This window comes from Anaerobacillus sp. 63XJN7_4_ISO-PGPR-S23-413 (genome assembly GCF_056173725.1).
The window spans coordinates 2,926,577-2,948,754 of sequence record NZ_CM149688.1 but is presented as its reverse complement, the minus strand read 5'-3'; the positions used below and the strand labels follow the sequence as shown (position 1 = coordinate 2,948,754).

General features: G+C 39.8%; 19 protein-coding genes. 18 read left to right on the top strand and 1 reads right to left on the bottom strand.

The features are described 5' to 3' along the window. Positions 1-244 precede the first annotated feature (244 nt). From AC0VYO_RS15600 to AC0VYO_RS15560, 9 genes are all read left to right on the top strand, one after another. Positions 245-1,273, top strand: a complete 1,029-nt coding sequence (locus tag AC0VYO_RS15600) for a tetratricopeptide repeat protein (protein WP_475365566.1) — start codon at positions 245-247, stop codon at positions 1,271-1,273. 259 nt (positions 1,274-1,532) lie between these two features. Next, positions 1,533-2,825 carry a trigger factor gene (tig, locus tag AC0VYO_RS15595; RefSeq protein WP_194219373.1) on the top strand — a complete coding sequence of 431 codons (1,293 nt, stop codon included), beginning with the start codon at positions 1,533-1,535 and terminating at the stop codon, positions 2,823-2,825. Between the two features lie 327 nt (positions 2,826-3,152). Beyond that, positions 3,153-4,427 carry an ATP-dependent protease ATP-binding subunit ClpX gene (gene clpX / locus AC0VYO_RS15590; protein WP_194219374.1) on the top strand — a complete coding sequence of 425 codons (1,275 nt, stop codon included), beginning with the start codon at positions 3,153-3,155 and terminating at the stop codon, positions 4,425-4,427. Between the two features lie 131 nt (positions 4,428-4,558). Beyond that, positions 4,559-6,226, top strand: coding sequence for an ATP-dependent protease LonB (gene lonB, locus AC0VYO_RS15585; RefSeq protein ID WP_475367783.1), 1,668 nt, complete (start codon positions 4,559-4,561; stop codon positions 6,224-6,226). Positions 6,227-6,479: 253 nt separating this feature from the next. After that, positions 6,480-8,801 (top strand): endopeptidase La, encoded by a 2,322-nt coding sequence (gene lon / locus AC0VYO_RS15580; RefSeq protein ID WP_475367782.1) that lies wholly within the window; start codon positions 6,480-6,482, stop codon positions 8,799-8,801. Further along, positions 8,798-9,379: a ribosome biogenesis GTP-binding protein YihA/YsxC gene (yihA, locus tag AC0VYO_RS15575; RefSeq protein WP_194219377.1), complete on the top strand. Its 582-nt coding sequence runs from the start codon at positions 8,798-8,800 to the stop codon at positions 9,377-9,379. The genes lon and yihA overlap by 4 nt, the downstream gene beginning before the upstream one ends. 282 nt (positions 9,380-9,661) lie before the next feature. Continuing rightward, positions 9,662-10,477, top strand: coding sequence for a transporter substrate-binding domain-containing protein (locus AC0VYO_RS15570; RefSeq protein WP_475367781.1), 816 nt, complete (start codon positions 9,662-9,664; stop codon positions 10,475-10,477). 79 nt (positions 10,478-10,556) lie between these two features. Next, positions 10,557-11,216: an amino acid ABC transporter permease gene (locus AC0VYO_RS15565; protein WP_160918640.1), complete on the top strand. Its 660-nt coding sequence runs from the start codon at positions 10,557-10,559 to the stop codon at positions 11,214-11,216. Positions 11,217-11,237: 21 nt separating this feature from the next. Further along, positions 11,238-11,978 carry an amino acid ABC transporter ATP-binding protein gene (locus tag AC0VYO_RS15560; RefSeq protein WP_475367780.1) on the top strand — a complete coding sequence of 247 codons (741 nt, stop codon included), beginning with the start codon at positions 11,238-11,240 and terminating at the stop codon, positions 11,976-11,978. A gap of 22 nt (positions 11,979-12,000) precedes the next feature. Here AC0VYO_RS15560 and AC0VYO_RS15555 read toward each other — a convergent pair whose 3' ends face one another. Continuing rightward, the gene (locus tag AC0VYO_RS15555; RefSeq protein WP_475367779.1) at positions 12,001-12,477 is read right to left on the bottom strand and encodes a LiaI-LiaF-like domain-containing protein; all 477 of its coding nucleotides are present in this window, start codon (positions 12,475-12,477) and stop codon (positions 12,001-12,003) included. Positions 12,478-12,718: 241 nt separating this feature from the next. Between AC0VYO_RS15555 and hemA the strand changes: the two genes are divergently transcribed. From hemA to AC0VYO_RS15510, 9 genes are all read left to right on the top strand, one after another. Further along, positions 12,719-14,092: a glutamyl-tRNA reductase gene (gene hemA, locus AC0VYO_RS15550; RefSeq protein WP_475365563.1), complete on the top strand. Its 1,374-nt coding sequence runs from the start codon at positions 12,719-12,721 to the stop codon at positions 14,090-14,092. A gap of 17 nt (positions 14,093-14,109) precedes the next feature. Continuing rightward, a complete protein-coding gene (gene ccsA, locus AC0VYO_RS15545; RefSeq protein ID WP_194219380.1) occupies positions 14,110-14,937 on the top strand; it encodes a cytochrome c biogenesis protein in 828 nt (275 codons plus the stop codon). Between the two features lie 30 nt (positions 14,938-14,967). Continuing rightward, positions 14,968-15,897, top strand: a complete 930-nt coding sequence (hemC, locus tag AC0VYO_RS15540; protein WP_475365562.1) for a hydroxymethylbilane synthase — start codon at positions 14,968-14,970, stop codon at positions 15,895-15,897. A gap of 26 nt (positions 15,898-15,923) precedes the next feature. Beyond that, on the top strand, positions 15,924-16,640 hold the full coding sequence (locus tag AC0VYO_RS15535) for a uroporphyrinogen-III synthase (RefSeq protein ID WP_475365561.1): 717 nt from the start codon (positions 15,924-15,926) through the stop codon (positions 16,638-16,640). Between the two features lie 12 nt (positions 16,641-16,652). Then, positions 16,653-17,630 (top strand): porphobilinogen synthase, encoded by a 978-nt coding sequence (hemB, locus tag AC0VYO_RS15530; RefSeq protein ID WP_430244006.1) that lies wholly within the window; start codon positions 16,653-16,655, stop codon positions 17,628-17,630. A 24-nt stretch (positions 17,631-17,654) separates the two neighbouring features. Next, entirely contained in the window at positions 17,655-18,941 is a 1,287-nt protein-coding gene (hemL, locus tag AC0VYO_RS15525) for a glutamate-1-semialdehyde 2,1-aminomutase (RefSeq protein WP_404681437.1), read from the top strand. A gap of 142 nt (positions 18,942-19,083) precedes the next feature. After that, positions 19,084-20,118, top strand: a complete 1,035-nt coding sequence (gene spoVID, locus AC0VYO_RS15520; protein WP_475365560.1) for a stage VI sporulation protein D — start codon at positions 19,084-19,086, stop codon at positions 20,116-20,118. Between the two features lie 69 nt (positions 20,119-20,187). Next, the gene (locus AC0VYO_RS15515) at positions 20,188-21,051 is read left to right on the top strand and encodes a hypothetical protein (protein WP_430244008.1); all 864 of its coding nucleotides are present in this window, start codon (positions 20,188-20,190) and stop codon (positions 21,049-21,051) included. Continuing rightward, positions 21,051-22,016 carry a phosphotransferase gene (locus AC0VYO_RS15510; protein WP_475365559.1) on the top strand — a complete coding sequence of 322 codons (966 nt, stop codon included), beginning with the start codon at positions 21,051-21,053 and terminating at the stop codon, positions 22,014-22,016. The genes AC0VYO_RS15515 and AC0VYO_RS15510 overlap by 1 nt, the downstream gene beginning before the upstream one ends. Positions 22,017-22,178: the final 162 nt, after the last annotated feature.

The following is a 22,178-nucleotide window of genomic DNA, read 5'->3' as shown; positions in this document are numbered from 1 at the left end:
ACACATTAATGAGTACGTTCAGAAACGGTGCTGTACTGTGACTTGCTTTCAGGGGAACAATCACTTATCGTAGCGCTTTACTAATAGAGCGTGTGAAACAATAAACAAGCGGGAATAGAACCTGTAACGTGCTTCAACTTGAGTTTACAGGTGGATACTGATAAACTGATACCTAATCGTAGCTGCGCCTTTCCTGCTGTAAACTCTTTTAATAGAGAATATAAGAGAGTGGAGCGATTACGTCATGGATAAAGAAAAGCATGAGAGGAAAATAGTTTATTTTCCAAACGTGGCAGGCAAGCTTGTCGAAAAAGGAATGGCAGCACTTAAAGCTAAAGAAATTAAAGAGGCACATAAACATTTTAGTCAGCTACTTGAAATCGAACCAGATCATCCTCAAGGGAATTTTGGAATGGTCCTAAGCCTGGTTGAAATGGGCGATTTAAAAGAAGCATCTGAACGCTGTGAAACAATGATGCAGCAGGGTATCGGGGACTATTACGACATTTTTCAAGTATACATATCAATTTTAGTTCAGCTTGGAAAGTATCAGAATGTAGTTACGATGATCGAAGCGGTATTGCAAGAAAATCAACTTCCGTCAAATATAGCGGAATCGCTCTATCAGCTATTGCATTTCAGCAGGCAAATGACGAGTTATGATATCGATTCTGACGATGAGTTTGAAACTGTCCAAGAGGAAGATGCAGACAAGCTAATTGCTTATTTAGAAAGCAATAAGACGGAAAAACAGTGGTTGGCTATACAGAAACTGAGCGCTGTTAATGAGAAAAAGTCTATTCCAGTTTATCTTACATATTTAAATGCAACAGATAAGGATCCCCTCCTTAAAAGCCTGGTGTTACAGGTTTTAAGAGAAAAAGAGTTGAATCAAGAAGTTATCGTACATAAGTTTGGAAGAGAGATTACTGTTAATCCTTCCGAATTGAAGGATATTTTTCTGCAGGACTTTTCTTTAAGCGTTAAATCGAAACTTTCTCATGTGGTGGAACAGAAAAACCCAGCTCTTTTTGAGATGTGTATGCAAATTTGGTGGCATTATTTGTTCGCCATTTCGCCATTTGAAGCCGAACCATCGAACAGTGCTGTTTGGGCGGCAGCTGTTCATAAAGTGGCTTCTGAAATGAATGGTGAAGACTTGTTAAATGAGGAGCTTAGCGATTATTATGAAGTTAAGTCTTCTGAATTTGAGGTGGCTGCAAATCGGATCATGAACATTGAAAATCAGCCATTTTATCGCCCGTTTGAGTAGAAATACATGGAAATAGAATGTTTTGCCTTGCGATCATTCGGGAACATAGGTAAGCTGTACTATGGTTACGCGGTTTACAATCATACCGTATGTGTTGAAAAGTAACTGTTCTATGTTATAATAAAATGGTTGCAAACCCATATTTACTAGTAAAAGAGACCGTTTAAAAGACAGCAGACGCTTTTATACTCCAAAAGGCGTCATCTTTTTTAAACGCTCGATTAGTGGAAATATATTTATTGTTGGAGGTAATGTGTAAATGACTGCAAATTGGGAAAAGCTTGAAGGTAATCAGGGCGTTCTTACAGTAGAAGTAGACGCTACTGAGGTTAATAGTGCGCTGGACGAAGCGTTCAAAAAAGTCGTAAAACAGGTTAATGTACCTGGATTCCGTAAAGGTAAAATGCCACGCTCTCTTTTCGAAAAGCGTTTTGGTGTAGAATCTCTTTATCAAGATGCTCTTGATATTATTCTTCCTAAAGCTTATTCAGAAGCTATCGATGAATCTGGTATCGAGCCAGTTGATCGTCCGGAAGTAGACGTGGAGCAAATGGAAAAAGGTCAAAACTTGATCTTCAAAGCAACAGTAACTGTTAAGCCTGAAGTAAAACTTGGCGAATACAAAGGTCTTGAAGTTGAAGAACAAGAGACAAGCGTTACAGATGAAGAAGTGGAAGCAGAGCTTAAGTCACTTCAAGAAAAGCAAGCTGAGCTTGTTGTTGTTGAAGATGGAGAACTTCAAGAAGGCGATACAGCAGTAATCGACTTCGAAGGTTTCCTTGGTGAAGAACCATTTGAAGGTGGACAAGGCGACAACTATTCATTAGAAATTGGTTCAAACACTTTCATTCCTGGCTTTGAAGAGCAACTAATTGGTGAGAAAGCTGGTGCTGAGAAGGAAGTAACAGTTACTTTCCCTGAAGAGTATCATGCTGAGAATCTTGCTGGTCAAGAAGCGACATTCAAAGTTAAAATTCACGACATTAAGCGTAAAGAACTTCCTGAGCTTGATGATGAGTTCGCTAAAGATGTAAACGAAGAAGTAGAATCACTTGATGAGCTTAAGAAAACAACGAAAGAAAATCTTGAGAAACAAAAAGCAGAAGATGCTGATGTTCAAAAGAAAGACACGTTGATTGAAAAAGCTACTGAAAACAGCGAGATTGACCTTCCATCCGCTATGGTAGATGCAGAAGTTGACCGCATGCTTCAAGAATTTGAACAGCGTCTTCAACAACAAGGTATGAACCTTGAAATGTACTACCAGTTCTCTGGTCAGGATGAAAAAGCACTTCGTGAGCAAATGCAAGAAGACGGTGAAAAGCGCGTGCGTACTAACCTAACTCTTGAAGCAATTGCTGAAGCTGAAAATGTGGAAGTTTCTGAAGAAGAAGTGAATGAAGAACTTTCTAAAATGGCTGCAATGTACAACATGGAAGAAGAACAAATTCGTTCAATGCTTACTATGCAGGGTGGCACTGATGCACTTAAAGGTGACCTACGCATCCGTAAAGCAATCGATGTTCTTGTAGACAACAGTAAAAAAGCTTAATACAAGCTATTAGATTGGCTTATTTAAAACAAGGCGCTTAATCGCGCCTTGTTTTTACAAAAAGAAGTAGTAATGAAATGTAACAAATTTGCTAAACATAGTAGTAAGACAAAGAACTTGATACATAATAAGCTTTAAAGAGTCGTTTTATTTCGTATCCTTTTGCGTTATATGATACAATTTCATTACATAAATAGGATGAGAAACCAGTGGTGGATGCCCGTTAAGATTACTTCATGAGTAATTAAAGTTCAATTGGACTGACGGAGTTCCTTTGCAGATAGACCTACTCGGATTTCATCGAGATCAAAGGTTAGGGGTGAATTCATGTTTAAATTTAACGATGAAAAAGGACAACTTAAATGTTCTTTCTGTGGTAAAACGCAGGATCAAGTCCGTAAGTTAGTAGCAGGACCAGGTGTTTATATCTGTGATGAGTGTATTGAATTATGCACTGAGATCGTTGAAGAAGAACTTGGAACTGAAGAAGAGGTGGACTTCAAAGAAGTACCGAAACCTCATGAAATTTGCCAAATTCTTGATGACTATGTCATTGGGCAGGAAAAGGCGAAAAAATCACTTTCAGTAGCCGTTTATAATCACTATAAGCGTATTAATGCATCATCTAAACCTGATGATGTTGAGCTTGCGAAAAGTAATATTGCACTAATTGGACCAACAGGGAGCGGTAAAACGCTTCTCGCACAAACGCTAGCTAGAATTCTGAATGTGCCTTTTGCTATTGCGGATGCTACTTCATTAACTGAAGCTGGGTATGTTGGGGAAGATGTTGAGAATATTCTTCTTAAACTCATTCAAGCTGCAGATTACGATGTAGAAAAAGCTGAAAAAGGGATCATCTACATTGATGAAATTGATAAGGTAGCTCGTAAATCTGAGAATCCTTCTATTACACGTGATGTTTCTGGTGAAGGTGTTCAGCAAGCGCTACTCAAAATTCTTGAAGGTACAACTGCTAGTGTGCCTCCGCAAGGTGGACGTAAGCATCCTCATCAAGAATTTATTCAAATTGATACAACAAACATTCTCTTCATTTGCGGGGGAGCGTTTGATGGAATTGAACAAATTATCAAACGTCGTCTTGGTAAGAAAATTATTGGATTTAGTGGCGAAGCAAAACAAGAAGATCTTAAACCAGGTGAATACCTAGGTAAGGTTCTTCCTGAAGACCTCCTTCGTTTTGGACTGATTCCTGAATTTATTGGCCGTCTTCCGGTTATTGGAAGCCTTGAGCCTCTAGACGAAGAAGCACTAGTAGAAATTCTTACAAAACCTAAAAATGCATTAGTGAAGCAATATCAAAAACTTCTTGAACTTGACGATGTTGAACTGGAGTTTGAAGATGATGCACTAGTAGAAATTGCGAAACAAGCAATTGAAAGAAAAACTGGTGCACGTGGACTTCGATCGATTATTGAAGGAATTATGCTTGATGTTATGTATGACCTTCCTGCTCGTGAAGAGATTAAGAAGTGCGTTTTGTCAGCTTCTACAGTAAGTGAGAAGACTACGCCTAAATTGATTCTTGAAGATGGTTCTGTTATCGACGAAGATAAGAAATCACCTAAAGAAAGTGCATAATTTCAAAGCCAATCGCCTGCGGGTGATTGGCTTTTTTGTGAGATGCCCTATCCAATTTGTGGATTGCCGGTTTATGGAACGAAACCTCAGGAGATACTAGTTCTATTGATCAATCTTCAGGAGGTAGGAGTATGAATTGGACAGGGATAGCACTTGCGATACAATTATTTTTTGGAATAGTGATCGGATTGTATTTCTGGAATTTGCTTCGAAATCAGCGAACCCAGAAAGTTTCAATAGATAAAGAATCGCGAAAAGAAATGGAGCATTTACGTCGATTAAGAAGTATTTCGCTAAGCGAACCGCTATCAGAACGTATTCGGCCAACTGGGTTTTCTGAAATTGTTGGTCAAGAAGAAGGGATTCGTACGTTAAGAGCCGCCATCTGTGGACCTAATCCGCAGCACGTGATTATATATGGACCGCCTGGGGTAGGCAAGACAGCGGCCGCCCGCCTCGTTCTAGAGGAAGCTAAGCGAAACCGTGGAACGCCTTTCAAAAATTCAGCCGTTTTTGTAGAACTAGATGCTACTACGGCACGCTTTGATGAAAGAGGAATTGCTGATCCTTTAATTGGTTCTGTTCACGACCCTATTTATCAAGGTGCGGGAGCTATGGGGCAGGCAGGCATTCCTCAGCCAAAGCAAGGAGCTGTTACGAATGCGCATGGAGGGATCCTCTTTATTGATGAAATTGGAGAGCTTCATCCCATTCAAATGAACAAGCTGCTAAAAGTTCTAGAGGATCGAAAAGTGTATCTTGAGAGTGCTTATTATAATGAAGAAAATACAAATATTCCTAACCATATACACGACATTTTCCAAAATGGATTACCAGCAGATTTTAGAATGATTGGAGCGACTACGAGAACTCCAGAAGATATTCCGCCGGCCATTCGTTCTAGATGTATGGAAGTTTATTTCCGTGAGTTGAGCCAGGAAGAAATCGCTCGTATAGCGACTAGAGCAGCGAAGAAATTAAACCTTACGCTCGATAACGATGGTATTGAGCGGGTTAGTCGCTATGCTAGAAATGGTCGTGAAGCGGTTAACTTAATGCAAATTGCGGCAGGACTGGCGATTACAGAAAATAGAGGAAGCATTACTTCGGCAGATATGGAATGGGTCATCCATGCCAGTCGACTTACGCCAAGACCAGAAAGAAAAATCCCTCTTTCCCCAGCAACAGGTGTTGTTAATGGGCTCGCAGTTTATGGACCAAACATGGGAGCTTTACTTGAAATTGAAGTGACAGCCGTTAAAGGGAAACTAGAAAAAGAAGGCTCTGTTACTATTACAGGTATTGTTGAGGAAGAAAGCATCGGGAATCAGTCAAAGTCGATTCGAAGAAAGAGCCTTGCGAAATCTTCTGTTGAAAACGTTATGACCGTATTAAAATCGATGGGGATACCAGTGGGGGCTTATCATCTACATATTAACTTTCCTGGAGGTGTTCCTGTAGATGGTCCTTCAGCAGGGGTTGCTATTGCGACAGGTATATACTCTGCTGTTAAGGGAAGTCCTGTTAATCATAAAGTTGCAATGACTGGCGAAATTAGCATTCATGGGTTTGTTAAACCTGTCGGGGGCGTTTTTGCCAAAGTAACAGCTGCACGGGATGCTGGTGCTGAATTAGTCCTCATCCCATATGAGAATAATGAAGAAATGCTGAAAGTCATAAAAGGTATTACTGTAGTACCGGTAAAACATCTGTCAGAAGTATTTGACGCAGCCTTTATGATTGAAAAAGCGCAAGAATTTCCTTCCATTGTAATAGGAAAATCCCAGCCCGGAAGTTAGGGGGCGGGGATTTTCTTTGTGCATTGAAGAAAAGTCAAAGAAAAAGGTGAAATAAATTAGATCAGCTAACATAGCTAAAAAAGACTGCCAGGCGCGTTTTTCTATTGTAAGTAAGTTTTTTTGGAGTTTGAGCAGGGATGATTAGACAAGTAGAAGAAACTTAGGATACAATGAAGTACAACTTATCAATAGAATAAGCTCGGATAATTGCGAATCATAACGTTTTTTAGTTTGTTGTCTGGAGGTGCCGTGATTGAAGAATGAACATAAAACATTGCCATTGCTGCCTTTAAGAGGTTTGCTTGTTTACCCATCAATGGTTTTACATCTTGATGTAGGACGTGAGAAGTCTGTACAAGCACTTGAGAAGGTTATGATGGATGACCAGAAAATTTTTCTATCTACACAAAAAGAGGTGGAAATTGAAACACCTGAAGTAAAAGATATCTACGAAATTGGAACACTTGCAACGGTTAAGCAAATGCTGAAATTGCCAAATGGCACAATAAGAGTGCTTGTTGAAGGGCTCCAACGAGGAAAAATTGTAGAATTTAAAGATACAGAAGAGTTTTATGAGGTTGAAGTAGAGCAAATTAATGAAAGCGCAGATAAGAATGTTGAAGAAGAGGCATTAATGCGAACAGTTCTTGATTTATTTGAACAATACATTAAAGTTTCGAAGAAAGTGACCGCGGAAACATTTGCTTCTGTAAGTGATATCGAGCAGCCCGGACGGCTTGCTGATATTATTGCTTCTCATCTTTCATTAAAGATTCGCCAAAAGCAAGAAATTCTAGAAACCTATAGTTCACAAGAACGATTAAATAAGCTGATTGAAATTCTTCAAAATGAAAAAGATGTAATCGATCTTGAAAAGAAAATTGGTCAGCGTGTAAAACGGTCGATGGAGAAAACACAAAAAGAGTATTATCTTCGCGAACAAATGAAGGCGATTCAAAACGAACTGGGTGAAAAAGAAGGTAAAACTGGTGAGATCGCAACACTGAAAGAGAAAATTGAAGAAGCGGATATGCCCGAATCCGTTCAAGAAATGGCGTATAAAGAGCTTGATCGGTATGAGAAAATTCCGCAAAGCTCTGCTGAAAGTTCTGTTATTCGTAATTATATTGATTGGTTAATTCAAGTACCCTGGTCAAAAGAAACGACGGATAACCTAGATATTAATCATGCAGAAAAGATTCTTGATGAAGATCATTACGGTCTTGAGAAAGTAAAAGAACGTGTGCTAGAATATCTTGCTGTTCAGCAACTCACCAAATCGCTCAAAGGACCAATTCTTTGTCTTGTTGGACCACCTGGTGTAGGTAAAACATCACTTGCAAGATCTGTCGCTCGTTCCATTGGACGAGAGTTTGTGCGAATTTCTCTTGGTGGTGTGCGTGACGAGGCTGAAATACGAGGTCATCGTAGAACCTATGTTGGAGCTATGCCAGGTCGAATCATCAGAGGGATGAAAAAAGCAGGCACTGTTAACCCTGTTTTTCTATTAGATGAAATCGATAAAATGTCTAATGACTTCCGTGGTGATCCATCATCTGCCTTATTGGAAGTGCTTGATCCGCAACAAAACAACACATTTAGTGATCACTATATTGAAGAGCCGTATGATCTGTCGAAAGTGATGTTCGTAACAACAGCTAATAATCTTGCAACGATACCGGAACCACTTCTTGATCGTATGGAAGTCATTCAAATTGCAGGGTACACTGAAATTGAAAAAGTGAATATTGCTAAGAATTATCTTGTACCAAGACAGCTTAAAGAGCACGGATTGAAAAAAGGAAATCTTCAGCTCAGAGAAGAGAGTCTTTATAAGCTTGTGCGTCACTATACGAGAGAAGCTGGTGTTCGTAATCTTGAGCGCCAAATTGCTACGGTTTGTCGAAAAGCAACGAAATTAATTGTTTCAGGTAAGAAAAAACGCGTTATTGTTACTGAAACTATGCTTGAAGAGCTGCTTGGACATCCGAAATTTCGTTATGGTGAAGCTGAGAAGGAAGATCAAATTGGAACGGCCACGGGTCTAGCTTATACGACGGCTGGTGGAGACACCCTTGCTATTGAAGTTTCCCTATCACCTGGTAAAGGTAAGCTCATTTTAACAGGGAAACTTGGCGATGTGATGAAAGAATCAGCTCAAGCTGCGTTTAGTTATATTCGCTCTAAGTCAGAAGAGCTATCCATTGACCCGTCGTTCCATGAGTCGAACGACATTCATATTCACGTACCAGAAGGGGCTACTCCAAAAGATGGTCCATCAGCAGGGATTACAATTGCCACGGCTCTTGTATCCGCATTAACAGGCAAGGCTGTTCGAAGAGATGTAGGGATGACCGGTGAGATTACGTTACGTGGACGTGTTCTGCCGATTGGTGGACTTAAAGAAAAATCGCTTAGTGCGCATCGAGCTGGTTTAACCACTATCATCATGCCAAAGGAAAATGAAAAAGATCTGGATGATATTCCAGAAAGCATTCGCAAAGATTTAACATTCCTTCCAGTCTCACATTTGGATGAAGTGTTAAAAACCGCACTTGTGGGGGAGAATAAATGAAAGTAACGAAATCAGATTTTATAATTAGTGCTGTTAAGCCAGAGCAATATCCTGTAGATGGTTTACCTGAGATTGGCTTAGCTGGCCGATCTAACGTAGGGAAATCTTCTCTTATTAACACGCTAATTAATCGAAAGAATCTTGCTAGAACATCACAAAGACCTGGTAAAACCCAAACGCTTAATTTTTATTTGATTAATGAGCTTTTGTATTTTGTGGATGTTCCTGGTTATGGCTTTGCTAAAGTATCCAAGAAAGAAAGAGATGCCTGGGGGCGTATGATTGAGACTTATTTAACTGATCGAGATCAGCTTAAAGCGGTCATTCAAATTGTTGATTTACGTCACTCTCCATCTAATGATGATGTCGTGATGTACGACTGGTTAAAGCACTATGAAATACCAGTAATTGTTGTAGCGACGAAATCGGATAAAATCCCTAAAGGAAAATGGGATAAACATTTAAAAGTTGTTAACCAGACGCTGAAAATTGAACCATCCGACAAGCTCGTCACGTTTTCTTCTCATACTGGACAAGGTAAAGAAAATGTATGGGGGGCAATTAAATCTTATTTGTAGTTATCAAGCCCGGTCAATAGATCGGGTTTTTCTTTATGATTATTTTTCAGATAATTAGCAATTTAAGGTTTTTAATTCAAATAGAAAGGGAATGGAAATAAAATGAAGCAAACAGAAGGATATAGAGGCTGGTTTTCTGTTATCCACTCTTAGGAGGAATTAGGAGGTGTACAAGCCACAAGTCAGAATTGATAGAAATGTCTAAAAATTGGTATTATAAAAGTATCGCAGTTTACATAATCATAACTGCAAGTTTGAAAAGTCGTTCAAGGGGGACACGTGATGATGAAAAGGAAATGGAGTTTTCTAACCGCAATAATGTTATTGTTTGTGCTTGTTTTAGCCGCTTGTGGAGGGAACGAAGAAGAAAGTGGATCATCTGGTTCTGAAGGAGACGACGGTCTAGAATTAACAGAAGACGGTAAATTCAGCTACGTCGTTTCGGGTGAATTCCCACCGTTTAGTACAGTAGATAAGAATGGAGATCTTGATGGCTTTGACGTAGCAGTTGGTAAAGCCATCGCAGAAAAGTTAGATCTTGAACCCGCTGTAGAGAAATTTAAATTTAGCGGTATGGTATCGGCCATTCAGTCAGGTCGTTATGATGCGGCAGTAGCTAGTCATACGATTACGGATGAGCGTAAAGAAGCAGTTAATTTTAGTGAACCATACTACTATTCGGGACCTGTACTTTATGTTCAGCCTGGGAGCGATATTAAGAGTGTAGAAGATCTAAGTGGCAAAGATGTCGCTGTATCTAAAGGTTCCACTTACGAAAAATCAGCCGAAGAGTACACTGATAAGATTTCAAATTACGATAGTGATCAAACTGCACTGCGTGCATTAAGTGAAGGAAAGCATGATGCAGTTATTACAGATGACATTACAGGTAAACAAGCAATCGAAGAAGGTTTCAAGATTGAGAAGGTTGAGCAACTTGATACAAGTGAACAAGCTGTTGCCATTAAGAAAGAGAACTCAAATCTTCTTGAAGCCGTTAACAAAGCTTTAGAAGAGTTAAAAGAAGATGGAACACTAACAAAGCTAAGTGAGGAATACATCGGAGTAGACATCACCCAGAGTCCTGACAGTGAGTAAGGAAAAGGAATGTGTGCGATGTGCGCACATTCCTTTTTTTAACCTGTTACGTTACCGAATTCTAAGGAGCTGATCGCACTTGCCAACTTTTGCTCATTTTTTTGAAACATTATTAGAAAGCTACCCTGTTTTCTTTGAAGGTTTATGGCTAACGATTCGAGTTACATTTGTATCTGTTTTGATAGCTGTTTTTATTGGACTGTTTTTTGCACTTTTTAAAATATCTCAATCAAAAATACTTAATTGGATTGCGAATGTGTATATCGCTGTCATTCGAGGTACACCACTTATTGTGCAAATCTTTATTTTCTATTTTGGTTTAACTGAATTCAACATTCCGAAATTCTGGGCTGCTTCGATCGGACTTGCTCTCCATAATGGGGCTTATATTGCAGAGATCTTTCGAGGTTCGATTCAATCAATCGACAAAGGTCAGATGGAAGCAGGACGCTCTCTTGGAATGAGTCATACTCTTGCTATGAGACGGATTATCCTTCCACAAGCATTCAGACGAGCACTTCCGCCACTGGGTAACCAATTTATCATTGGTTTGAAAGATTCCTCTCTAGCAGCCTTTATTGCTCTACCAGAATTGTTTAGCGTTGCGACTACGCAGGGAGCAAGAACGTTTGATGAAATGACGTATTTACTTATAGTTGCTGTATATTATCTTGTGTTGGTTCTAATCTTTACGTTCTTAGTTAACCTTCTTGAGAAACGACTATCAGCTAGTGATTAAGAAACCAGAGAGGTGTTAGAAATGGCCGAAAAAGCTGAAATGATTCGAGTAGAGAAATTGAACAAATCCTTTGGTGACCTCCATGTCCTTAAGGATATTGATCTTGAAGTTAATGAAAGTGACGTTGTTGTTCTGATTGGAGCTAGTGGTTCAGGTAAAAGCACATTGCTACGCTGTATGAATTTTCTTGAAATCAAGAATAGCGGGAATGTCATCATTGAGGGTGAAACAATCGATCCTAAAAGAAATGATCTAAATAAAGTAAGGCAGCGTGTTGGAATGGTATTTCAACATTTCAACTTATTCCCCCATAAATCCGTTTTAGAAAACGTTATCGAAGCACCGTTAATGGTTAAGAAATTGAAGCGTGCTGAGGCTGAGAAAGAAGGCAAAGAACTTCTTGCGAAAGTAGGGCTAGCTGATAAAGCAAATGTGTATCCGAACAAACTTTCAGGTGGGCAAAAGCAGCGAGTTGCAATAGCACGTTCACTCGCGATGAAGCCAGACATTATGCTTTTTGATGAGCCGACTTCGGCGCTAGATCCTGAACTTGTAGGAGAGGTTCTTTCAACTATGAAGGAATTAGCGAAAGAGGGAATGACCATGGTGGTGGTCACACATGAAATGGGCTTTGCACGAGAAGTGGGAGACTGGGTCGTATACATGCACGACGGTAAAATTGTAGAGAAGGGTCCCCCGAACGAACTGTTCAACGATCCAAAAGAACAGAGAACACAAGACTTTTTAAGTTCAATTCTATAAAAAAGTAAGGAGCTGCTGCTCCTTACTTTTTTTTTGTTACAAGATAGATACCGATTGCAATTAAAGCAAGAGGCCAGAATTTTCCTACGAAAGAAAAAGTAGTCGTAAGCCAAATTTCTAACCCGGTGTATAGAAGTTCAATAATGGATATGGCAAGTAGAATTAAACCTGGAATGAGGCCTGTTTTCTTGGTCTTATAATATGTAACGAGATAGGCAGCACTTAATATAAGGGTATACATGCCCCAGCTGTCTGGCCAGATAGTGAGTTTATTGACGAAGTAGAAATGGACACCAAGGCCAAGTAGGAGTACTCCAGGAAAAAGCATGTTTCCTTCTCTCGCAATGAAGCCTTGAATCATCATCGCTACACCGATAACGATTAGGATTATTTGCCAATTCATTAGTTGTTCAGAAAAAGGCAGATTTAACGTTTGTGAGAGATAATAAAGGCCGATTCCAATAAATAAAACACCCGGAAAAATACTTTGACGTTTCAATGAAAATCCTCCTATTGTCAGAAATACGCATTTTTTGCTATACAATTGATTTTCTGGTACATTAATAGTTGTATGACTACTAATAATATGCAGAGATAATACTTTCTTCATCATATCATAATTGCTTTCATAGTCTGTTCACATTTCATAACTCTGTGAGTTTTGTCACATGTTACAATAATTAGAGACGGTATGATAGCAAAAGATTAGTTTTAGCTAACAATTTTTTGGGGGTGGAACGATGCACATCCTGGTCGTAGGGTTGAACCACAAAACAGCCCCTGTTGAAATACGAGAGAAACTTTCCTTTCAGGAGAACGAATTGCCTGAAGCGCTAGATAAGTTGCGTCACTCTAAAAGTATTCTAGAAGCGGTGATCTTATCAACATGTAACCGTACAGAGTTATATGTTGTTGCTGATCAGCTTCATACAGGGAGATATTATTCAAAAGCTTTTCTATCTGAATGGTTTGGAATTGAGAAAGAAGAATTTTCACCATATCTAGTGATTCGCGAAAACGATGCGGCAACAGAACATCTTTATCGTGTAGCCGCTGGACTTGATTCGCTTGTCATCGGGGAGACGCAAATCCTTGGACAAGTTCGTGATGCTTTCTTGCTTGCTCAGGATTCAGAGACAACTGGAACGATTTTTAACCAGCTTTTTAAACAAGCGATTACTCTTGCTAAACGATCACATTCCGAAACCGAAATTGGAGAAAATGCCGTTTCGGTGAGCTATGCTGCGGTCGAATTAGCCAAGAAGATCTTTGGTGGACTTCAAAATAAACACGTTGTCATTCTTGGCGCAGGCAAAATGGGGGAACTCACTGCTAAGAATTTGCAAAGCAACGGTGTAGACCAAGTGACGGTCGTAAATCGAACGCTTGAGAAAGCGACAGAGCTTGCTTCGCGTTTTAAAGGACAGGCTCGTTCTATGGATGAAGTAGAAACTGCGCTTGCTGATGCAGACATTCTAATCAGTTCAACAGGCTCAACAAGTTATGTTCTAACAGAACAAAATGTCAAACCTCTACTTAAAAAGCGAAGAGGTCGTCCATTGTTTATGGTAGATATTGCTGTTCCAAGAGATCTAGATCCATCACTTAATAATATGGACTCTGTTTTCTTATACGATATTGACGATCTAGAAGGGATTGTCGAAACAAACATTGCAGAGCGTAAGAAGGAAGCAGAGAAAATTGAACTTATGATTGAAGAAGATCTAGTTCAATTTAGAGATTGGCTCAATACACTTGGAGTTGTACCGATGATTACAGCATTACGTACGAAGGCACTTGCGATTCAAGCAGAAACAATGAATAGTATTGAACGCAAACTGCCTAATTTAACAGATCGGGAACGAAAAGTATTGAGTAAGCATACGAAAAGTATAGTGAACCAGCTGCTACGTGATCCTATAGTGCGAGTGAAGGAGATGGCTGCAGAGCCAAATGCAGAAGAGTCGCTTGAGATCTTCACTAAAATATTTGCGATTGAAGAAGAGATTGAGAGAGAACTCCATAAGCAAAGAGTGAAAGAAAACGAAGAAAAAAGACAGCATGAATCCGTTGACTACTCCCCTTTATTACAGGTATCGCAGTTGCGCTCCTAGGAGAGGAGACATGATTTGTGACGAACGCCAGCTGGCTTTATGATATAACGATATTACTTTATGCACTTAGTGTACTTGGGTATTTTATTGATTTCTTGCAGAACAACCGGAAAGTAAATCAGTTTGCTTTCTGGTTGCTTTCTATTGTCTGGATCCTGCAAAGTGCGTTTCTTGTAACGCAGATTATTGAAATTGGCGGCTTCCCGATTTTAACACCTTTTGAGGGGTTATTTTTTTATGCGTGGGTGATTGTCTCACTATCACTCTTAATTAATTGGTTTTTTCGAGTCGATTTCTTTGTCTTTTTTGCAAATGTACTCGGTTTCAGTATCATGGCCATCAACTTATTTGCTACTCGAGAGCAGGCATCGAGTTTACTCACAGAACAGCTTATGTCTGAGCTTTCGATTATTCATATTACGATGGCTTTCTTATCATATGGAGCATTTTCACTTTCCTTTATTTTCTCGATTATGTATTTAACTCTCTATCAAATGTTAAAAGGCAAGAAGTGGAGCAAACGACTGAGAAGATTTGGGGATTTGTCACAGCTTGAGAAATTGTCTTATTTATGTAGCGTTCTGGGTGTGCCGCTTTTGTTACTGAGCCTGATTTTAGGAATCGTATGGGCGATCTTGAAAGTAGATACATTCAGCTTACTGGATGCAAAGGTTATTATCTCTTTCTTTGTTCTTGGCGCATATAGTACGTATTTATATCAAAAGGTAGCTAGAGATATGGAAGGGAAATCCCTTGCTTTATGGAACGTAGCGGCGTTTCTTATCGTTTTAATTAATGTCTTCCTTTCTGGAACATTTTCAGAATTCCATTTCTGGTATGTATAAGGGGAGCACTGAAAGTTTGGAGGATAAATAATGCGTAAAATCGTAGTTGGTTCAAGAAGAAGTAAATTAGCGATCACTCAAACAAAATGGGTGATCAGTAAACTAAAGGAATTAAATCCGGATGTTGATTTTGAAATCAAAGAGATTGTCACTCGTGGTGATAAAATTCTTGATGTTACGCTCTCAAAAGTTGGGGGAAAAGGACTATTTGTGAAGGAAATTGAAGACGCCATGTTAAGAGGAGATATTGATATGGCGGTTCATAGTATGAAGGATATGCCTTCTATTTTGCCTGAAGGATTAATGATTGGGTGTATACCTGAACGTGAAGATCATCGAGATGTGATTATTTCTGAATCGAAGAAGACGTTCAGAGAGCTTCCAGAAGGTGCCGTAATAGGAACTAGCAGTTTGAGACGTGGTGCACAGTTGAAAGCCATTCGTCCGGATGTGGAGATTAAGTGGATTCGCGGAAATATTGACACGCGTATACGTAAGCTTACAGATGAAGATTTTGACGCCATTGTACTAGCTGCAGCGGGTCTACACCGTATGGGGTGGTCAAAGGAGATTGTTACAGAATACCTTGATCCTGATTTGTGTGTACCGGCTGTTGGACAAGGTGCTTTATCGATTGAATGTCGAGAAAGTGATGATGAGCTACGAGCTATTTTAAATCAATTCAGTGATTATGAAACGACGAAAACAGTATTAGCGGAGCGAGCTTTTCTTCATACCCTCGAAGGTGGATGTCAGGTGCCGATTGCCGGTCATGCGACGCTTAAGGATGAGACGCTTACGGTTACTGGATTAGTGGGAGAACCTGATGGTTCGATCATTATTAAAGAAATGGAAATTGGTGATGATCCTATCCAGGTAGGGAACACACTTGCAAATAGAATGAAAGAACAGGGAGCTAAGGATATCCTCGACCGTGTGAAAGAAGAATTAGACCAATGATCTCGCCGCTCTCAGGAAAGCGTGTATTGGTCACGAGAGCTCGGGAGCAGGCAACATCATTTACGAAATTAATTGAAGAAAAAGAGGGGATTTCTATTGAAATCCCTCTTATTTCATTCGAATCTCGGAATCAATTGTTGAATTCGATCACGTTGAGTGAATATAGCTGGATTGTGTTTACAAGTGCGAATGGTGTGCGGTTTTTCTTGAAGCAAGCGAAGGTTCCAATAGGTGTAAAGGTTGCAGCGGTTGGAAGTAAAACAGCTAAGGCCCTAAAGCGATATGGGATTGAAATCAATCTTATGCCAAAGGATTTTATAGCAGAAGGGCTTGTAGCTGCTTTGTCTCGCAAGGCTGACCCAAATGAGAAGATGCTATTACCAAGAGGGAATCTTGGTCGAGCAGTATTGCCGGGGCAATTAAGGGATCTTGGATTTAACGTAACTGACTTACCTATCTATGACACAGTCATTCCTTACGAGTCCAGGGCAGCATTGAAAAGAGTGATTGAAGAGCGGGAGTGTGATGTGATTACGTTCACTTCTTCGTCAACGGTCCACCATTTTAATCAACTTCTTCAAGCCGAGAATTTGAAAGATAAGCTTAAAGGGATCACAATAGTGGTAATCGGACCTATTACTGAAAAGACGCTACTGTCTTATGGGATCGTACCTCAGGTAGTCCCTGATCAATATACAATTGAAGGAATGCTTGATAGCCTTGAGCATTTCTTTGAAAAATAGGAGGAAAGTATAATGGAAACAGGAAACTTTCATCGTCATCGTCGTTTAAGACGATCTGAATCAATGAGATCACTCGTGAGAGAAACCTATTTACATAAAGAGGATTTCATCTATCCCATATTTGCAGTTGAAGAAGAGAATGTAAAACGCGAAATTCCTTCTATGCCTGGTGTTTATCACTATTCATTAGACCGTTTGAATGAAGAGGTACAGGAAGTTGTTGACCTTGGCATTAAGTCAATTATGATGTTTGGTGTACCAAATCACAAGGATGCGGTTGGATCAGAAGCATACTGTGATACTGGAATCGTGCAAAGAGCTATTGCACAAATTAAAGAAGCGTTTCCTGAATTAACTGTTATTGCAGATACATGTCTTTGTCAATATACGGATCATGGCCATTGTGGTGTGATCGAAAACGGGTATGTACAAAATGACCAGTCTCTAGAGTTACTTACTAAAACAGCGGTTTCTCAAGCGAAAGCTGGAGCAGATATGATTGCACCGTCGAATATGATGGATGGGTTTGTATCAGCTATTCGCAAGGGTCTTGATGAAGCGGGCTTTGTTGACGTCCCGGTGATGAGCTATGCTGTGAAATTCTCATCTGCTTTCTATGGTCCTTTCCGCGATGCGGCTCATAGTACTCCGCAGTTCGGAGATCGTAAAACGTATCAAATGGATCCTGCTAATCGACTCGAAGCTATTCGAGAAGCAGAGAGCGATATCGCAGAAGGGGCAGATTTCTTAATGGTTAAACCGGCTCTTTCTTATCTTGATATCATTCGTGAACTGAAAGATCGTTATCCTCTACCGATGGTTGCCTATAATGTAAGTGGGGAATATTCCATGATAAAGGCTGCGAGTCAGAACGGGTGGCTAAATGAACAAGAGGTTGTCCTTGAGAAATTAACAAGCATGAAGCGCGCAGGAGCAGATTTAATTATCACATATTTTGCGAAAGATGCTGCTCGCTGGCTAGATCAATAGAACTGAAAGAGAGGGGTTGTAAAAATGGGTAATTTTGATCGTTCTAAGGAAGCTTTTCAAGAAGCATCTAAAGTAATGCCAGGTGGTGTGAACAGTCCAGTTAGGGCGTTTAAATCAGTTGGTATGGATCCTATTTTTATGGAAAAAGGAAAAGGATCTAAAATTTATGATATCGACCAAAATGAGTATATTGATTACGTCCTTTCGTACGGACCACTTATTCTCGGTCATGCTGATGAACAGGTTGTTGATCGCCTTAAAGCTGTGACAGAGCTTGGAACGAGCTTTGGTGCACCAAGTAAGTATGAAACGAAACTAGCTGAACTAGTGATTGATCGAGTCCCATCTATTGAAATTGTTCGTATGGTGAATTCAGGAACGGAAGCCACTATGAGTGCTTTACGTTTAGCTAGAGGATATACTGGCCGTAATAAAATCCTTAAGTTTGAAGGCTGCTATCATGGTCATGGGGATTCGTTATTAATAAAAGCAGGTTCAGGTGTTGCAACGCTTGGGCTACCTGACAGTCCTGGCGTACCTGAGGGAATTGCGAAAAACACGATTACGGTTCCATATAATGATCTTGAAAGCTTACGTTACGCATTCAAAGAATTTGGAGATGACATTGCCGGCGTCATTATTGAACCTGTAGCAGGTAACATGGGGGTCGTCCCACCACAGCAGGGCTATCTTGAAGAAATTCGTAAGATAACGGAAGAGAATGGCACACTTCTTATTTTTGATGAAGTTATGACAGGCTTCCGCGTTGGGTATAATTGCGCTCAAGGATATTACAATGTTACACCCGATCTTACGTGTCTAGGTAAAGTTATTGGCGGTGGGCTCCCTGTTGGCGCTTACGGCGGTAAGAAAGAAATCATGGACCAAATCGCACCAAGCGGTCCGATTTATCAAGCGGGAACGTTAAGTGGAAATCCGCTAGCTATGACGGCTGGGTATGAAACCTTATCGCAACTCACACCAGAAAGTTATGAGGAATTTGAACGGAAAGCAGAGCGACTTGGAGAAGGACTTTCAAAAGCTGCTGCAAAATACAATATCCCTCATACAGTAAATCGTGCAGGATCGATGGTTGGTTTCTTCTTTACTAATGAAGATGTGATTAATTTTGAAACAGCATCCTCTTCAAATCTTGAACATTTTACAAACTATTTTAAAGAAATGCTTGAACAAGGGATTTCACTTCCCCCTTCTCAATTTGAAGGAATGTTCTTGTCAACCGCCCATACAGATCACGATATTGATGAAACGATTGCGGCTGCAGAAGCGGCTTTCTCTAAACTAGTCTAACCTAAAGCTACCGGCATTTGCCGGTAGCTTTTTCTATGATAAGAAATTGAAAACTTCTTCATTCTTTTTCAATTTAGACATAATCCTGTGAATCACTCATACATGTGTAATGTATGGATAATGTTTGAAAGGAGGAGAAGGCATGCCTGAAGGCTCATATTTGCATTTCTCCGTGGAGGAGCAGGTCTGGTTAAAGAAAGGACAGGAAGTTGAAGAGGTTCTATCTATCTCACTTGACCCTGAAATTTCGATTGAAGAGTATGAGGATTATGTAGCTGTGAAAGGCTGTTTATATTTAACGGGTGAATATTTGCAGCGTGACCAAACAGATGAGGAAGTTATTAACGAAGCTTCCCCTTATCGTTCCATTCATGAGGTGAACGTTAGAGAAGATGGTACAGCGTCAATGGGGCATCGTTTCCCTGTTGATATTACGATTCCAGCAAGCCGTATAAGGAGTCTCGAGGAAATTTTCGTTACGGTTGACACGTTTGATTACTCTCTAGTGGAAGAGAATTGCCTTCAGTTGAAAGCAGATATTTCCATTAGTGGCATTCAGGGGGATCAAAATCGTGTGGAAGAGGACGAAGCTGAACTATACGTTGTAGAAGAGGACGAAGGGACAGAGGATTATACAACAGAGGAAGATGCAATCTGGGAGAATGATATTAAATACGTTGATGACAATGAGGAAGAATCATTGGAACAGGCCTATCATTTACGCGCTCCACAAGTAGGTATGAGAGCTAAGTCAGACTCATATGAAGTAAATGAACTAGAGAACGATGATCAAGAGCAGCCGGAACCCACGTATGACTTTCTCACGAGAATGGCTAGGCAAATGGATGGTTCCAATGAATATAATAACCAGCCAATCGTAGAAGAAACGAGGTCATATCAAGACGATCATTATAACTATGAAGAGGAGGAACAAGAGCGTCAGGAAAACCGGAATCAAGCACCGCGCGAAGAAAATGCGCTCTATCTTACAAGTATGCTGACAAAAGAAGAAGAACAATTTTCGAGAATGAAGATGTGTATTATCCAGCCTGGGGATTCGTTAACCGAAATAGCGGAACGCTATCGAGTCCTACCAAGTCATCTTGCGCGCGTTAATCGACTTGAGGAAGATGAAGTGAAGGAAGGACAGATCTTATATATTCCTGTCAATCGTTAACTTAAATTGTTTGCTGCCCCTACCTTTTGGAATGTTGCAAATAAGGTAGGGGATAAAGGGGTAATTGAAATGGATCTCGTAGCGATCATTGAAGAGAAGTATGATCTAAAAGTTGTCCAATGGTTAGAGAAACCACAATTGATCATGACCCATTTAGGTAAAAGAAAACTATCATACTGGCGGGATCGGGATTTGCTTGAGTATCATCTCAACTTCCGTGACCGTCTTTTTTCTCAACATGGACTTCTTTGTAATCGAATGATTCGAACAAGTGAAGGGAAAGGATTTATCCGAATAGAAAACGATTATTTGACTATACATGATCATGTAGAAGAAGTTTACCCATTGGACGTCGTTCCTGAAATGAAAGGATATTTACTTGCGACACTACTAAGTACCGGAGATGAGAAGGCTACTCTTACATTAGATTTCCCTTATCGTAAGACGTTAGAAGAGTTATCATCTATAAAATTAACGTATAAGGAACAATACTTGTTACTTGTTAACCTTATTCCAGAAGTGAAAAAGCGTCTGAATTTTGAGGTGTGTTATTCGCTTCCATTCATTCCATTTACTCACCAAGTTTTAAAAGAGGTTTTAGGCCAAATCTACTTTGAAAGTAGCGACGAATCACCTGTTTCTGCTTCCGAAGTTATTAGGAAAGAAGTTCAATCCTGGTATGCTCTTAAAAACTCCCATCATTTTGTAAAATGCTTTGAAGCGTTAGTGAATGGCGTGGAAGACGATATGAAACACAGACTTATTCAGGCTATTTTTGCTCCATGGGAGTGGCAGGAGTGTATTCAGGCATTGCAATCGAATATGAATGACCCTGATCAGGTCATGAAAGAGTTTATTGATAAGTGGGAAGCAAATAGAGATATGTTAAGGGAACTTGAGCTCTCCCTTTCAGATAGGAGGGTTACCTTCTAATGAGCGATCCAGCACTCTTATTTCAATATGATTTATATCCTGAACGGGTTGTACAAATGGGGAAAATCACAAAGATCGAAACAGAGAGAGGCGCGTTTGCTTTAAAAAAAACGAAGCTTAGTAAAGAACAGATGGATCGTATGCTTTATCTAGAGGAGCGGTTTAAACAGCTGAAATTCGAAGGTTATGTACCGCTTGTTCGAACAAAGTATGGGGATTCCTTCGTTTATCAAGGGAACAACATCGTTTATTTAACGCCATGGGTAGATGAAAGGGAAACAAGTCCGGCTCAGAAAAATGAGCTTCTCGTTCATAACCTAGCTGAATTACATGGCTATACTGCTAAAGAGCAAGCTTTTTCTGAAGAAGTGATCAAACAGTCGTATCAGAAAATGGTTTTATTAAGAGAAAGTAGACAATTTGAAATGGAGAAATACGTAAGTCAAATTGAAAAACGCATTTATCTTTCGCCATTTGAGCTTACCTTTGTATCACATTTTCACATGCTGATGAGGTATTGTGAGCTCGCGAAAAGAAGATTAGATGACTGGTATGAGCAAATTCTGGAAACAAAACGGTATCGAAGTGTTCTCTGTCACGGAAAATGCTCTCCTTCTCATTATGTATCAAGCGGGGGGAGAGGGTATTTCATTAATTTCGAAAAGTCAGTTAGCGATACTCCTATAAGGGATGTTGCTTATTTTATTCGCTCATCTATTCAACCTTTTCAATTCAACCCTGCTGCCACAACTGCTCATCTTGCCAGATATGAAGCCCAATTTTCTCTTAATGATGAGGAAAAGGAGCTTCTTGCAAGCTATTTATATTTTCCAGAGTCGGTTTTTAATAGCGTGTCATTATTTAATGAAAACCGACAACAATGGCCACATATTAAGCATGTCCGCCTATTTACGAAAAAAATAGAAGTGATGAATGGGATAAATAACGTTCTAGAAAGCTTCTAGATCCATTCAAAGTAAAAGCACACTTCTAAGGCAACAAGGATTATTAATATGAGTACATCTATAGATGTTGGAAAAAGGATTGTTCGGATCGTTTGAAACACAATAAACGGAGGTACGAACTGAGCGCAAATATCTCTGAACTTATATAACGAGGGTGGGATC

Coding starts and splice junctions, on each gene's coding strand:
- spoVID (WP_475365560.1), top strand. CDS start 19,084: ATGCCTGAAGGCTCATATTTGCATTTCTCCGTGGAGGAGCAGGTCTGG.
- AC0VYO_RS15560 (WP_475367780.1), top strand. CDS start 11,238: ATGGCCGAAAAAGCTGAAATGATTCGAGTAGAGAAATTGAACAAATCC.
- hemL (WP_404681437.1), top strand. CDS start 17,655: ATGGGTAATTTTGATCGTTCTAAGGAAGCTTTTCAAGAAGCATCTAAA.
- AC0VYO_RS15570 (WP_475367781.1), top strand. CDS start 9,662: ATGATGAAAAGGAAATGGAGTTTTCTAACCGCAATAATGTTATTGTTT.
- yihA (WP_194219377.1), top strand. CDS start 8,798: ATGAAAGTAACGAAATCAGATTTTATAATTAGTGCTGTTAAGCCAGAG.
- hemA (WP_475365563.1), top strand. CDS start 12,719: ATGCACATCCTGGTCGTAGGGTTGAACCACAAAACAGCCCCTGTTGAA.
- clpX (WP_194219374.1), top strand. CDS start 3,153: ATGTTTAAATTTAACGATGAAAAAGGACAACTTAAATGTTCTTTCTGT.
- hemB (WP_430244006.1), top strand. CDS start 16,653: ATGGAAACAGGAAACTTTCATCGTCATCGTCGTTTAAGACGATCTGAA.
- AC0VYO_RS15515 (WP_430244008.1), top strand. CDS start 20,188: ATGGATCTCGTAGCGATCATTGAAGAGAAGTATGATCTAAAAGTTGTC.
- AC0VYO_RS15600 (WP_475365566.1), top strand. CDS start 245: ATGGATAAAGAAAAGCATGAGAGGAAAATAGTTTATTTTCCAAACGTG.
- lonB (WP_475367783.1), top strand. CDS start 4,559: ATGAATTGGACAGGGATAGCACTTGCGATACAATTATTTTTTGGAATA.
- hemC (WP_475365562.1), top strand. CDS start 14,968: ATGCGTAAAATCGTAGTTGGTTCAAGAAGAAGTAAATTAGCGATCACT.
- tig (WP_194219373.1), top strand. CDS start 1,533: ATGACTGCAAATTGGGAAAAGCTTGAAGGTAATCAGGGCGTTCTTACA.
- AC0VYO_RS15510 (WP_475365559.1), top strand. CDS start 21,051: ATGAGCGATCCAGCACTCTTATTTCAATATGATTTATATCCTGAACGG.